Annotated in this window: 12 protein-coding genes, 1 tRNA gene and 1 pseudogene; 7 read left to right on the top strand and 7 right to left on the bottom strand. The window is 68.9% G+C overall.

Annotated features, from left to right (window positions below; all coding sequences use genetic code 11):
- The 4 genes from JO059_RS15245 to JO059_RS15230 all read right to left on the bottom strand — a co-directional run.
- The coding region (locus JO059_RS15245; protein ID WP_293320105.1) for a molybdopterin-dependent oxidoreductase at positions 1-1,208 on the bottom strand (1,208 nt) is incomplete at its 3' end.
- A gap of 50 nt (positions 1,209-1,258) precedes the next feature.
- Entirely contained in the window at positions 1,259-2,953 is a 1,695-nt protein-coding gene (locus JO059_RS15240) for a SelB C-terminal domain-containing protein (protein WP_293320103.1), read from the bottom strand.
- Positions 2,941-4,263 (bottom strand): L-seryl-tRNA(Sec) selenium transferase, encoded by a 1,323-nt coding sequence (gene selA, locus JO059_RS15235; RefSeq protein ID WP_293320101.1) that lies wholly within the window; start codon positions 4,261-4,263, stop codon positions 2,941-2,943. The genes JO059_RS15240 and selA overlap by 13 nt, the downstream gene beginning before the upstream one ends.
- 14 nt (positions 4,264-4,277) lie before the next feature.
- Positions 4,278-4,372: transfer RNA gene (locus JO059_RS15230), tRNA-Sec, on the bottom strand.
- A 19-nt stretch (positions 4,373-4,391) separates the two neighbouring features.
- Between JO059_RS15230 and selD the strand changes: the two genes are divergently transcribed.
- The 7 genes from selD (at position 4,392) to JO059_RS15195 (ending at position 10,406) form a co-directional block, all read left to right on the top strand.
- Positions 4,392-5,417: a selenide, water dikinase SelD gene (gene selD, locus JO059_RS15225; protein WP_293320109.1), complete on the top strand. Its 1,026-nt coding sequence runs from the start codon at positions 4,392-4,394 to the stop codon at positions 5,415-5,417.
- A gap of 114 nt (positions 5,418-5,531) precedes the next feature.
- A complete protein-coding gene (locus tag JO059_RS15220; RefSeq protein WP_293320099.1) occupies positions 5,532-6,518 on the top strand; it encodes an LLM class F420-dependent oxidoreductase in 987 nt (328 codons plus the stop codon).
- 171 nt (positions 6,519-6,689) lie between these two features.
- Entirely contained in the window at positions 6,690-7,628 is a 939-nt protein-coding gene (locus tag JO059_RS15215) for an SRPBCC family protein (protein ID WP_293320097.1), read from the top strand.
- On the top strand, positions 7,625-8,794 hold the full coding sequence (locus JO059_RS15210) for a zinc-dependent alcohol dehydrogenase (protein ID WP_293320095.1): 1,170 nt from the start codon (positions 7,625-7,627) through the stop codon (positions 8,792-8,794). The genes JO059_RS15215 and JO059_RS15210 overlap by 4 nt, the downstream gene beginning before the upstream one ends.
- A 10-nt stretch (positions 8,795-8,804) precedes the next feature.
- Positions 8,805-9,371 carry a type 1 glutamine amidotransferase domain-containing protein gene (locus JO059_RS15205; RefSeq protein ID WP_293320093.1) on the top strand — a complete coding sequence of 189 codons (567 nt, stop codon included), beginning with the start codon at positions 8,805-8,807 and terminating at the stop codon, positions 9,369-9,371.
- 133 nt (positions 9,372-9,504) lie between these two features.
- Complete coding sequence (locus tag JO059_RS15200; RefSeq protein ID WP_293320091.1) at positions 9,505-10,191, top strand: HemK2/MTQ2 family protein methyltransferase; 687 nt, start codon at positions 9,505-9,507, stop codon at positions 10,189-10,191.
- On the top strand, positions 10,188-10,406 hold the full coding sequence (locus tag JO059_RS15195; RefSeq protein WP_293320089.1) for a CDGSH iron-sulfur domain-containing protein: 219 nt from the start codon (positions 10,188-10,190) through the stop codon (positions 10,404-10,406). Before JO059_RS15200 ends, JO059_RS15195 begins: the two co-directional genes overlap by 4 nt.
- Here the strand turns inward: JO059_RS15195 and JO059_RS15190 are convergent.
- From JO059_RS15190 to JO059_RS15180, 3 genes and pseudogenes are all read right to left on the bottom strand, one after another.
- Entirely contained in the window at positions 10,403-11,428 is a 1,026-nt protein-coding gene (locus JO059_RS15190) for an iron-containing redox enzyme family protein (RefSeq protein WP_293320107.1), read from the bottom strand. The genes JO059_RS15195 and JO059_RS15190 overlap by 4 nt on opposite strands.
- 68 nt (positions 11,429-11,496) lie before the next feature.
- Positions 11,497-13,704 carry a SpoIIE family protein phosphatase gene (locus tag JO059_RS15185; RefSeq protein WP_293320087.1) on the bottom strand — a complete coding sequence of 736 codons (2,208 nt, stop codon included), beginning with the start codon at positions 13,702-13,704 and terminating at the stop codon, positions 11,497-11,499.
- Positions 13,701-13,807 (bottom strand): annotated as a pseudogene (locus JO059_RS15180) (stage II sporulation protein M); the annotation flags it as partial. The pseudogene JO059_RS15180 and the gene JO059_RS15185, both read right to left, overlap by 4 nt.

The raw sequence follows: 13,807 nt of genomic DNA, 5'->3' as shown, positions 1-13,807 counted from the left end.
TGCACCATCTCCGGGGTGTAGCGGGCGTAGTGCCGCTTCAGGATTTGGTAGACACAGCGCGGGTGCTGCAGCGTCGGGTCGGCCGGGATGTCCCGCGCGCCCTCCACCGCGACCCCGCCCGAGCCCAACTGGTCCGGCGCGGCGGTCTCCTTGGCGTCCGCCCCGCCGCGGCCCCCGTGGTGGGTCGACTCGTAGTGCCAGCTCCCCGGGTCGTAGGAGGCGGAGTCGGGGTCATACCCGCTGAACAGCCCGTCGAGATCCTCGGTGTCCCGGAAGCTTTCGTCGACCAGGAACGACGCGTTGGTATAGGCGGTGACGTACTCCCGGAAGTCCAGCTCGTTGGACAGGATGTAGTTGATCACCCCGCCGAGGAAGGCGATGTCACTGCCCGCACGGAGTGCCACGTGCCGGTCCGCGACGGCGCTGGTGCGGGTGAACCGCGGGTCGATGTGGATCACCTGCACGCCGCGCGCCTTGGCCTCCATCACCCACTGGAAGCCCACCGGATGCGCCTCGGCCATGTTCGAGCCCATGATGACGATGAAGTCCGAGTTGATCAGGTCTTGCTGATAGTCCGTCGCCCCGCCGCGACCGAAGGAGGCCCCCAGACCGGGAACCGTGGCGCTGTGTCAAATGCGGGCTTGGTTCTCGATCTGCAGGGCGCCCAGCGCGGTGAAGAGCTTCTTGATCAGGTAGTTCTCTTCGTTGTCCAACGTCGCGCCGCCGAGGCTGGCGATGCCTAGGGTGCGTCGCAGCGTGTGCCGGTCGGCGTCGAAGTCCTGCCAGCTCTTGCGGCGGGCGTCCAGCACCCGATCGGCGACCATGTCCATCGCGGTGTCCAGGTCGAGCTCGCGCCATTCGGTCGCATACGGGGCGCGGTAGCGCACCTTGGTCTCCCGCTGCGGCCCGGTGACCAGCTGCTTGCTCGCGGATCCCTTGGGGCACAACCGGCCTCGCGAAATGGGGCTGTCCGGGTTGCCCTCGATCTGGACGACCTTGCCGTCTTTCACGTACACCTTCTGCGCGCAGCCGACGGCGCAGAACGGGCAGACCGAATGGGCGACGGTGTCCGCGGTGGCCGTGCGCGGCTCTAGCCCCGCGGAACGCTTCGACTGCGCGGCCTGGCCGCGACCCAACGTGTCCGCACCGGTCAACTGCCGGTAGACCGGCCACGACCGGATCAACTTCGCGATGTCTTTGCGGTGCATTCGCGCCCCTTGAGTCGATGTGCCGATGGCGACTACCCGGCGTCCTCCGATCAAACCACGATCCGGGTGCCGTCGCCGCCACGCCGAGTGGCTCGCCGGGCGTCGAGCTGCTCGAGCAAGGGCACGGCTACCCGTCGGGTGGTGCGCAGCGCGCGGCGCGCATCGCTCACGGTGAACGGCTGCGGCAGGCGGGCAAGGATTTCCGCCGCCCGGTCCAGCGCGTCCGGCCCGAGCACCACGCCGTCGGTGATCCGGGTAAGCCGCCCGGCGCGCGCCGCCGCGGCCAGCTCCCGGGTGCCGAGGCCGAGCTCGGCCAGCTCGTCAGCCTCCGGGGCCCGGAAGGGGTCGGCGGCCAGCCGCTTTTCGACCGTGCGCACGGCCGTGTCGACCCGCGCCGGCAGGGTCGCCCCGGGCGGTCGCACGAGCCCGTCGATCACCCTCAGGCCGGTGCCCTCGAGCAGCGCCGGCATCAATTCCGCGGCGGGCACCTCGACCTGCTGCCGCAGCGCCTCCAACGGCATCCCCGCCGCGACGTCGTGATCGGCGGCCCACGCCGTCACGCGCGCGACCGCGTCCGCACGTCGGGCGGCCCACCATTGTGGGTCCACCACCCACTCGCCCACCCGCTCGCCGAGCGGCGGCAGGCCCACCGCGCGCAGCTCGTCGATCCGCGCACAGTCCGGCGGGCGGGCGCGACCGCTCGCCAGCTCCGCGGCGCGGGCGCGCGCCGCGCCGCGGCGGCGCATCGGGGGCGGCCGCACGTCGAGCACCTCGATCCCGGCGGCGATCCGGTGCTCGCCGGGGTCGCGCAGTAACCCCGCGTCTCCGACCCGCAGCGGCAGCGGCCGCCCCAGCCGTAGCCGCGCCGCGGACTCGCCGAGCGGGCGGACGTCCACCGGCACCGCGGCGGAACCGATGTGCAACACCAGCCGGCGGTGCAGCATGCCGGCCGATCGCAGGGCGACGTCGATCTCGGCGGTGTCGCGCCACGCGCCCGGGGTACGGATGGTGTCCCCGCGACCGACGTGCCGGTGGTCCACGCCGCGGAGGTTCAGTGCGACGCGCGACACCGCGCAGGCCTCGGTTGCCTTGCGGCCCAACGATTCCAGCCCGCGGACCGTCACGCGCCTGCCGGCGTGTTCAAGTTCGTCGCCCAGCCGGATGGTGCCGGCGGGCAGCGTCCCGGTCACCACCGTGCCCGCGCCGCGGACGGTGAAACAGCGGTCGACCCACAGCCGCACGTCAGCGTCGCGGTCGGGTGGCGGCAGTCGGTCGGTCAGCGCCACCAATTCGGTTCGTACGCGTTGCAGGTCCGTGCCGAGCACGACGGGCGGGTCGGCGAGCGACGTGGTGGCGAACCGTTCCCGCGCCTGCTTCATCGCGGTACCGGGATCGGCCAGGTCGGCCTTGCTGATCACCAGCAGCGCGTGCCGGACCTCGAGGGCGTCCAGCGCCGCGAGGTGCTCCTCCGACTGCGGCATCCAGCCCTCGCTGGCGGCGACGACGAACATGACGGCCGGGACGGGCCCCACTCCGGCGAGCATGTTGGCGACGAACCGTTCGTGGCCCGGCACGTCCACGAAGGCGATCCGCCGCCCGGCCACCTCGGTCCACGCGAAGCCGAGGTCGATGCTCAGGCCCCGGCGCCGCTCTTCGGCCAACCGGTCCGGCCACATGCCGGTGAGCCGGTGCACCAGGGTCGACTTGCCGTGGTCGACGTGGCCGGCGGTGGCTAGGACGAACACGCTCGCACCGCCGCCACCAGCAGCGCGTCGTCCTCCGGGGCCACCGTGCGCAGGTCCAGCACGCATCGGCCGGCCTCGAGCCGCCCAACCACGGGCGGGCTGCCGACGCGCAGGGCGGCGGCGTATGACTCGGGCAGGCTCACCCCCGCGCTGGGCAGTCGCACGCCCGGCGCGCCGCCCCCGCCGACGGCCGCGATGCACTCCACAGCCACTGCCCCCGGCGTCTGCGGCAGCTGCGAGGCGACCCGTTCGGCCCGGGCCTGCAGCTGTGTCGCGTCGGCACCCAGGGCCCGGGCGACCGGCGGTTGCGGGCCGGTCAGGGTCGCTTCCAGCGCGGCGAGGGTCAGCTTGTCCACCCGCAGGGCACGCGCCGCGGGATGACGGCGCAGCCGCTCGATGAGTGCCGCATCGCCCAGGAGCAGTCCCGCCTGCGGGCCGCCGAGCAATTTGTCGCCGCTCGCGGTGACCAGGTTGGCACCGTCCCGCAGCGTCGACATGGCGTCGGGCTCGTCGGGCAGCACCGGATGGGGGCCCAACAGCCCGGAGCCGATGTCCACCACCAGCGGCACCTTGGCCTCGGCCACGAGCTTCGCCAGTTCGGGCACCGCGACCGCGCGGGTGAAGCCGGTGACGTGGAAGTTCGACGGGTGGACCTTGAGCACGAAACCGGTTTGGTCCCCGATCGCCTCGGCGTAGTCGCGCAGGCCGGTGCGGTTGGTGGTCCCGACCTCGCGCAGCCGCGAACCGGTGGATGCGAGCAACTCGGGAATGCGGAATCCGTCGCCGATTTCGACCAGCTCGCCGCGGCTGAGCACGATCTCCTTGCCCCCCGACAAGCCCCCAGCCAACGCGAGCGCGGTGAGGAGCAGCGCGGCGGCGTTGTTGTTGACCACGTGCACCCCGCCCGCTGCGGGCACCGCCCGGGCCAGGGCGGCCAGCGCTCCGCGACCGCGGCGGGCGCGACGCCCGGTGGCCAGGTCGAACTCGACATCCGTCGTGCCGCCCGCGGCGGCCACCGCATCAACCGCCGCCCGCGACAGCGGCGCCCGCCCCAGGTTGGTGTGCACCACCACGCCCGTCGCGTTGATCACGGGCCGCAGGCTGGACGCGGTCGCGGGCAGCGCCGCGACCGCATGCTCGGCGACGCGCTCGGGCGCGATTTCGCCGGCGCGCGCCCGCTGTTGGGCCTCGGCGATCACCGACTTCACCAGCGCGCGGCCCAGCACCCGCTCTGCTTCCGCAAGGCGCGGATCGGCGAGGAGCACATCCGTGGCCGGAACCCGCCGCCTCGAATCCCCCGCGTGTTTCACTTCAGGCACCAGGATGGCGGAGGCGGACGGGAATCGAACCCGCCAGCGGCAGGAGCTGTCGCTCGACGGTTTTGAAGACCGCGCCGGTCACCAGACCGGACACACCTCCCTGGACCATGGCGACAATTATGGACTGCGTGACGTCGCAAGCGACCTACCGACTGACCCACTACGCGCACGGGGGCGGCTGCGCCTGCAAGATCCCGCCCGGAGAGTTGGAGGAGGTGGTCGCCGGGCTTGCGGGCCGCGCCGCGCCGCGCGACCCGGCCGGCGAGCTGCTGGTCGGGTTGGAGGGCGGCGACGACGCGGCAGTGGTTCTGATCGGAAACGGCACGGCGGCCACGGCGCTGATCGCGACGACGGATTTCTTCACCCCGGTGGTCGACGACGCGTACGACTGGGGCCGGATCGCGGCGGCCAACGCGCTGTCCGACGTGTACGCGATGGGCGGGCGGCCCGTGGTCGCGGTAAACCTGCTGGGCTGGCCACGCGATGTGTTGCCGTTCGAGCTGGCGGTCGAGACGCTGCGCGGCGGGCTCGACGTGTGCACGCTGGCGGGCTGCCATCTCGCCGGCGGGCACAGCGTCGATGACCCGGAGCCGAAATACGGCTTGGCGGTCACCGGGATGGCCGATCCAAACCACTTGTTGCGCAACGATTCCGGCAAGCCGGGCACGCCGCTGTCGCTGAGCAAGCCGCTGGGGATCGGCGTGCTGAACACCAGGCACAAGGCGACCGGGGAGCGGTTCGAGGAGGCGATCGCCGTGATGACGACGCTCAATGCGGAGGCGGCCGCGGCGGCGCTGGCGGCGGGCAGCGAATGCGCGACGGACGTCACGGGTTTCGGCTTGCTCGGCCATCTGCACAAGCTGGCGCGGGCCAGCGGCGTCACGGCGGTGATCGACTCTGCCGCGGTGCCTTATTTGAACGGTGCCCGCGAAGCGCTGGCGGCCGGCTACGTCAGCGGGGGAACGCGGCGGAACCTGGAGTGGGTGGCGCCCCATGTCGACGTGTCGGCGGTCGACGACGACGAGGCGCTGCTGCTCGCCGATGCGCAGACGTCCGGCGGGCTGCTGATCGCGGGCGAGATGCCGGGCGCACCCGTCATCGGCGAGTTGGTCCCGCGCCAGGAGTACACCATCGTCGTCCGGTGAACACGGCCCGCGTCCTCCGGTGAACGCCGCCCGCGAGCGGGACCTGGCGGCCATTTCCTGCACGATTTTTCGCAGTGGCGTTACGCTCACGGGTCAACGGGTACTTGTCTGGGCATGACGAATTTTGGCTACACTCTAATGACCGAGCAGAGTGGACCCAAAGACCTTGTCCGCCATGCTATTTCAGCTGAGGAGCGGGGCTTTGACTTCGAGGTCTGCAGTGACCACTTCTCGCCCTGGCTGGCGTCGCAAGGGCACGCGCCCAACGCGTGGGCGGTGCTGGGCGCGGTGGCGCACGCCACCGACCGGGTGGACCTGTACACGTATGTGACCTGCCCGACGATGCGGTACCACCCCGCGATCGTCGCGCAGCAGGCCGCCACGGTGCAGATCCTGTCGGATGGCCGGTTCACTCTCGGTTTGGGCAGTGGTGAGAACCTCAACGAGCACGTCGTGGGCAAGGGTTGGCCGACGGTGGAACGCCGGCAGGACATGCTGCGCGAGGCCATCCAGATCATCAAGGAGTTGTTCGGCGGCCAGTTGGTGAACTGGCGCGGGGAGTACTTCGAGGTGGACTCGGCGCGGCTGTGGGACGTGCCCGATATCCCGGTCGGCATCGCGGTGGCGATGTCCGGCGCGAAGGGTGTCCACAACTTCGCCACGCTGGCCGAACATCTGGTTGCGGTGGAGCCCGATGGGGACCTCGTGCGCGAATGGCACGCGGCGCGCCAGGCAGCCGACCTCGCCGGCGGTGGACGCGTGGTCGGGCAATTACCCATCAGCTGGGATCCCGACCGCGACACCGCCGTGCGGCGCGCGCACGACCAATTCCGCTGGTTCGGTGGTGGCTGGAAGGTCAACGCCGACCTTCCCACACCGGCCGGCTTCGTCGGCGCCACGCAATTCGTGCGACCCGAGGACGTCGCCGATGCCATCCCCTGCGGCCCGGACCTCGACTCGATCGTCGAGGCCGTCAAGCCCTACTGGGAGGCGGGGTTCACCGATATCGCGCTCGTGCAGATCGGTGGCCAGACCCAGGACGCATTTCTCAAAGAAGCCGCCGAGCCTTTGCTCGACGCGCTGCGCGACGCGTCCGGCTGATCAGGTTTGGGCGGTCCGTGCACGGGTATCCGACGGCATCGTGGGCATCGGGCTACCACCGGCAGTTTGACCGAGGTACGACATAAGTCCGGGTGAGCGGGCGGCTCGCAAAGACGCTGTGCGACAGCATGTTTGCATCGGCCTGTGGCCCGGCATTGCGAGGAGTCTACGATGAGTGATCCATCCGCCAACACCACCGCGGGCTTGGTGAAGGTGCTCGCCGGCGCCAGCTTCGGGCTCGGCGTGGCCGAGTTGGTGGCGCCCAGCAGAGTTGCTGCGCTTGCGGGAGTGGACGACACGAGCCGATCTCGCCGGGTGATCCGCGCGCTCGGCGCACGCGAATGCGGGCATGGAGCGGCGTTGTTGGGCGGTTCCGACAGGCTGGTCTGGACGAGGGTGGCCGGCGACGCCCTGGACCTGGGGCTTTTGCTGGCCGGGGTGGCGGCGCGCGGCCCGGGGCGCCGGCGGCGGGGCGCGATCACCGCCGCGGTGCTCGGCGGGATCGGGGCACTGGACCTGTACGCGGCGCTCAGCGCCACCCGCGGTGGCGGCGGTCGCCACGCCAACGGCGGTTCGTACCGCAGCCTGCGCGCCGCGGTCACCGTCCGCCGGCCGCCCGAGGAGGTCTACCGCTACTGGCGCGACCTGGAAAACCTGCCGAGCTTCATGCACCACCTGCAGTCGGTCACAACCGGCGCCGACGGTCGTTCACACTGGGTCGCCAATGCGCCGGTCGGCCAGCCGGTGCAGTGGGACGCCCAGATCACCGAAGACGAGCCCAACAAGCGGATCGCCTGGCAATCGCTGCCCGGCTCGTCGATCCAGAACGGCGGCAGCGTCGAATTCACCCCCGCAGCCAACGGCGACGGGACCGAGGTTCGGGTCAAGATCGGCTACCAGATGCCCGGCGGTGCGCTCGGCAAAGCCGCCGCAAGCCTTTTGGGCGAGTCGCCCGACCAGCAGGTCAACGACGACCTCCGCCGTTTCAAGCAGATTTTGGAGACGGGTCAGGTGTTGCGTTCCGACGGATCCCCGGAGGGGACGGCGTCGGGCCGGCAGCTGCACCAGCGACCCGCTCAACCCGACACGCAGGCAGGAGTCACAGCATGAGAGCGACCGTCTACGCGGGCCGCAACAGCGTCGAGGTGCAGCAGGTTCCGGACCCGAAGATCCTCAACGACCGCGACGCGATCGTGCGCATCACCTCCACCGCCATCTGCGGCTCGGACCTGCATCTCTACGACGGCTACATTCCGACGGTCAAGCGCGGCGACATCTTCGGGCACGAGTTCATGGGCGAGGTCGTCGAGGTCGGCAAGGGCGTGAACAACCTGGCCGTCGGTGATCGGGCGGTGGTCCCTTTCCCGATCGCCTGCGGGGCGTGCTCGGCCTGCGAGCGCGACCTGTACTCGCTGTGCGAGAACTCCAATCCGAATGCCGGCATCGCGGAGAAGTTCATGGGCCACTCCCCGGCCGGCCTGTTCGGCTATTCGCACATGCTCGGCGGATTCGCCGGCGGGCAGGCCGAATACGCGCGGGTGCCGTTCGCCGACGTGGGACCCCTGAGGGTCGACGATGACCTCACCGACGACCAGGTGCTGTTCCTGTCGGACATCCTGCCAACCGGCTACATGGGTGCCGAGATGTGCGGCATCCAGCCGGGGCAGATCGTGGCGGTCTGGGGAGCGGGCCCCGTCGGGCTGTTTGCGGTCATGAGCGCATATCTGCTCGGCGCGTCCAAAGTCATTGCGATCGACAAAGTTCCGTATCGGCTGGAGCTGGCCGAGAAGATCGGGGCGACCCCGCTCAACTTCGCCGAAACATCGGTCCTCGCCGAACTCCAGGACATCACCGCCGGACGCGGGCCCGACCACTGCATCGACGCGGTGGGCCTGGAAGCCCGCAACGACTTCGCTCCGGTGGACGCCTACGATCGCGTCAAGCAGGCGATGAGGCTGGAAACCGAACGCCCCCATGCGATTCGGGAGGCGGCCCTGAGTTGCCGCAACGGCGGCACCTTGTCGATCATCGGCGTGTACGGCGGCATGATGGACAAGTTCCCGATCGGTGCGGTCATGAACCGGTCGCTGACGATCAAGACCGGTCAATGCCACGTGCAGCGCTACATGCGTCCCCTGCTGGACCGGATCCGCAACGGTGACATCGATCCGACGATCATCATCAGCCACCACCTGCCGCTCGGCCAGGCGCCGCACGGCTACGAAATCTTCAAGAACAAGCAAGACGGCTGCACGAAGGTTGTCCTGAACCCATAAAGGAGGCACCATGTCAAACGCAACGTCAAATGAATTGCAGGGCAAGCGGATCGCCATCCTTGCCGCGGACGGCGTGGAGAAGGTGGAACTCGAGCAACCACGCGAGGCGCTGCAGAGCGCCGGTGCCCGGGTCGAGGTGCTGTCGCTGAAGACCGGCGAAATCCAGGCCCGGAACCACGATCTCGAGCCGGCCGGCACCGTCGCCGTCGACCGCGCGGTGTCCGACGCGTCGGCAAACGATTTCGATGGCCTGGTGCTGCCGGGGGGCACGGTGAATCCCGACAAGCTGCGTCTCGACGAGGGCGCCGTCGCGTTCGTGCGCGATTTCGTCTCGTCCGGAAGGCCAGTGGCCGCGATCTGCCACGGCCCCTGGACGCTGGTCGAGGCCGGCGTGGTCGTCGGCCGCCGGCTGACCTCATATCCGAGCATCCGCACGGACCTTCGCAACGCGGGTGCACAGGTGGTGGACGAAGAGGTCGTGGTTGACGGCAACTTGATCACCAGTCGCTCGCCGAGGGACCTGCCGGCTTTCTGCGAGACGATCATCAAAGAATTCGCTCAGGCCACTGCGGGATAGTCACGAGACCGTGGACGCAAAACCGGCACAAGAGTGACTTGGCACCGTTTCAACCCAGTCTTTTGCGGGCATTACACAGCCCAAGCCATGATCGCCGCGGCGATCCTTGCCCCGGACCGTCGAAAGGCCAACAGTGATAACCACATATCCCGAACCCGCCGTGTCGGTCGCGCACAACGTGTACCAGCCGCAAGAAGATTCCCGGCTGCTCGTCGATGCGATGCACCTTACGGGTCTCATCCCGGGACGACGGGTTCTCGACCTTTGCACCGGCAGTGGATTCGTCGCGATCGCGGCGGCTGAAATGGGTGGCGCCGGCGTGACCGCCTTCGACACCTGTTCGCACGCCGTGCGCTGCTGTCGCGACAACGCCGTCTTGGCCCGCGTGGAAGTCGATGTCCACGAGGGATCCTGGGCGGAAGCCGTGGAACTTGCCCCATTCGACGTGGTGGTGGCGAATCCGCCGTATGTTCCGACCCCACCGGCCGACGACTCCGGGAGGACCTCGAGCGCGGGACCATCATGGGCCTGGAACGCCGGCCCCGACGGACGTATGGTGCTTGATCCGCTGTGCGAATCGGTGCCGAAGTTGTTGTGCGACGGCGGATCCCTGCTGCTCGTGCATTCGGCGCTGGCCGGTGTGGAGCAATCGCTGGATCGCCTGAAGTGGGCCGGGATGAGGGCCGAAGTCATTGCCGCCAAATGGATTCCCTTCGGACCAGTGATGTCGGACCGGGCGAAATGGTTGGAGGAGACCGGCCGCATCCCGCACGGGCGCCGGGAAGAGGAACTCGTCGTGATCCGGGCGGAAAAGCCGTGACAGCCACGCGGGTACAAGTGGTGGCCGGGGGACCGGTGCTGGTCTCGGGTCCCGTGCGCATCGAGCTGCCCGGCGGCGACGTCGTGCAGTCGGACCGGTTCATGGTCGCCATCTGCACCTGTCGGCGCAGCGAGAACTACCCGTTGTGCGACACCAGCCATCGGCGATGCCGCAAAGTCAAGGTCACGGCCCCGACCGCTGATCCCGCTAACTAGCCCTCTTTCAAGGGCTTTCGCAGCGAGGACCGGCCCTCGTTCCACGACGCCATGAGCCTGTCCGCCAGGCGGTTCTCGACCGCCGCGTGGGCGCGCATGCCGAACACGACATCCGCATCGAGTTGCGGCTCCCGGGCGACGAGATCGCCGACGACGTCAATCCGAACCACATGTTCGTGCACCGCGTCGGCCTCGACATGCTCGCTGTAGAACTCGACGCACGCCGGCGGTGCCGTCAGCCGCCGCAAAGCCTGGACCATCCGTCGAGATCCGGGGGGCGAGGTGATCTCCGTCGACGCGAAATGACCGATCGCAGCCCCGCGCAACGAGCGGTGCAGCCCGAATAGGGACATGAGGTTCACCGCCGCCAGCGATTCCGCCGGGACGGCGTCGACATACGCCAGATACGTCCAATCCAGACCGGCGGCGGCCAACAGGTCGGCGAACAGTTGCTGGTGCAGGCGCGGACCCCGGCCGGCGCCGTATTCGTCGAACTCGACGGCCACGAACGCCGCCTTGGCGGTGCCCACTAGGCGCGGAATCGCCCACGCGTGCGGATCGCCCTCTTTGAGGTGATACAGCGATCGATGCACGAAGTATTCGAGCATCTGTTGCCAAGTCCCGGTGTCGCGCAGGTAGTAGGACGGGCCGGTACCGTCGGTGGGCTCTACGGACAGCGACTCCATTTCGGCCGCCGACGTCTGGCCGGGTTCGATCGGACCGACGTCGCGCCGCACGCCCGCCAAAAACGCCCGTTCGAGTTCGGCGCGCAAGCGCAGCAGGGCGGGGTTCCACTCCCATGCGGGATCGACGCCCGCGAAACCGCGGTAGTGCAGCTCGTAGCACATGCACAGCGCGAGCTGGAGGTCCAGGCCGTAGGGATCCGAGTCGGAGACCGAAGCGCCGATTCGCGTGAGGTGGTCGCCGACGGGCGGCCCGGCCAGCGCGTGACTGACCGCCGTGGACAACGGGCCGTGGGGTGCGGGAAGGGCGGGCTCGGCCATGATCGATGCGCGGGTCACGCCGATGACTACCCGCGAACTCGGCCCGACAAACGGCGCGAGGGCACCCTCATCCCACGCCCCCTGGGTCACCGGCGAAAGATCATGCGGGCCGTCGTGCCGGATGGGCTGCTATCGATGTGCATCTCGTCGGTGAACGCCCTCATCAACACGACGCCCCGCCCGCCGCTGCTCGGATGCGCGGCCGGTTTCTTCCAGGAACCCGTATCGGTGACCCGCGCCCGCACCTCACCGCCGGCGAATTCGGCTTGCAGCACCATAGTTCCGGCTCGCCGTCCGCGGTAAGCATGTTCGACGCAGTTGGTGCACGCTTCGTTGACCACCAACACGATGTCGGCGACCAACGGTTCCGGGACGTCGGCGGCCCGCAGCCACGCTGCCAGCTCATGCCGAATGTCTGCCAATTTGTCTGCGGTGGCAGCCCTTTCGGTCCGAAACGGTGCGGGGGGTCGCCGGTAAATCACCATCGCGACGTCATCGTCATATCCCGACGCCGGGGCCAGCTGGTCGACGATCGCACCCGGAACGGCGTTCAAGGGTAGCTTTACGGTCTTCGCCAAAAGTGCTGCGGCCCGGGCTATTCCATCATCGATCGACTGGTGTTTCCGCTCGACCAAGCCGTCGGTGAACAGCATCAGCATCGAGCCCGGCGGTAGCACCCGGGAGGCCTGCGGCCGCGGTTCGCGCCGGCGAACCGCCAGCGGAACCGACGAGGCATCGGTCAGCAAGGTCGTCTGAGCGGGGTCGGACCATGCGAGCACGGCGGGCATGTGGCCGGCGTTGCTGTACTCCAAAACGCCCGATTCGGTGTCCAGAATGGCCAGGAAGACCGTGGTGCAGTAGGCATTCGGGATCAGTGAAGCCACCGAATCCAATTGCTCGAGCAACACCGCGGGTTGGGCGCCGGTGATCAGCAGCGCGCGCGCCGAGCTGCGAAGCTGGCCCATGATAGCGGCGGCCGGCAGACCGCGACCCACGCAGTCGCCGACGACGATGCCGATGCGCTTTTCACCGATCGGCAGCACGTCATACCAGTCGCCCCCGATTTCCAATGGCGGAACAGCGGGTTCGTAACGGACGGCGAAGCCTGGCGGCGGCTGCACCGTCGGCAGCATCGCGCGCTGTAAGGTCAGCGATGTCTCCCGGGCGCTTTCGAATTGGCGCACATGCTGCATGGCCAGACCGAGGTGGCCGATGAGCACCGTGGCCAGCAGGCGATCCTCCGCGCTGACCCAGCGCGGGGTGCGAAGCTCCAGCCACAACGCCAGGTCCCCCGTGCCGGAGAGCATGGCGACCAATCCCCTTATCTTGCCGGGATCGTCGGGTTCGGGGACTGTCCTGGCCGTCAACGGAAGCTGGTGGCGCGCGTCCTGGAATGTTTGGCGCAACCACGGATCCATTTTGTGCCAAGAGGATTCGGCCGGTTCGCCCGCTCCGTGGACCGTTGGCTCCGCGTCGGAGCCGGGCCACGCGACGGCGACCACGCGTTGGACGTCGATAGCCGTCCGACACTCGTCGAGCGTGATCGAAAGCAACTCGGTCACGCTCTTGGCCACCGCCACCGCGGTGGCCAAGCGCAGGACCGCGCTCTCCCGGGCCGCGAACGCCCGTTCCGCAGTGATGTCTCGAATCGTTCCCACGTAGACATCCCGGTCGCCGGCGCTCTCCTTGACCGCATTGATGCTCACCTTCACCCAGGCGAGCTGGCCGTCTCGGCGCCGAATGGGTGTCTCGTATTCGGCGCCGCCGATTGTCTGGACCAAGGTTTGCTGCTCATGAGCTGTCTTCTTGTCGACCAGCCAGGGGTGCGGCCACCGGTAGGGCAGACGTTCGGGGGGATATCCGAGGATCTCGATGAAGGCGTTGTTCATCTCGATCACCGAACCTTCATGATCGGCGACGAAGAAGCCCTCCTGCAACGAGTTCACCAGGGCGGTGCGGAATTTGTCGCGGTCGGCCAGGCCCTCGGCGCGGGCCCGTTCCTCGGCATACCGCCTGGTGCCGTCGAGGAATCCGCGCGATGCGACATCCAGGGGCGCCAACGTTTGCAGCAGGAATTCCAACGCGATCGGTGCGTCCACCCGGTAGTCGTTCGAGGTCTCGAGGATCAGCCGTACATGATGCTCGATGATGTCCAGCATGCTGATGTCTTCACGCAAGGCGCGACGGCCCAGCTCTTGGCCGACCGCGAGGCTGTCCTCGTTGCGCTCGTGCAGGTATCGGTGCAATGCGGAGACGTATTCGACGTGGAAGTCGGCGAAGCTCTGGTCGCTCATGGCAAGGTCCCGCGGTGGCGCGCCGCCAGCACCATCGCATCGTCGGTTTCCTTGGAGTGCTTGGCCAAGAGCTCGTCGGCGATGGCCACGGCTGAAGCGGCGA

It is taken from the genome of Mycobacterium sp., from assembly GCF_019247615.1.
Classification (GTDB): domain Bacteria; phylum Actinomycetota; class Actinomycetes; order Mycobacteriales; family Mycobacteriaceae; genus Mycobacterium.
Note: the sequence above shows the minus strand (reverse complement) of the source record. Positions and strands in the feature narration are given on the sequence as shown.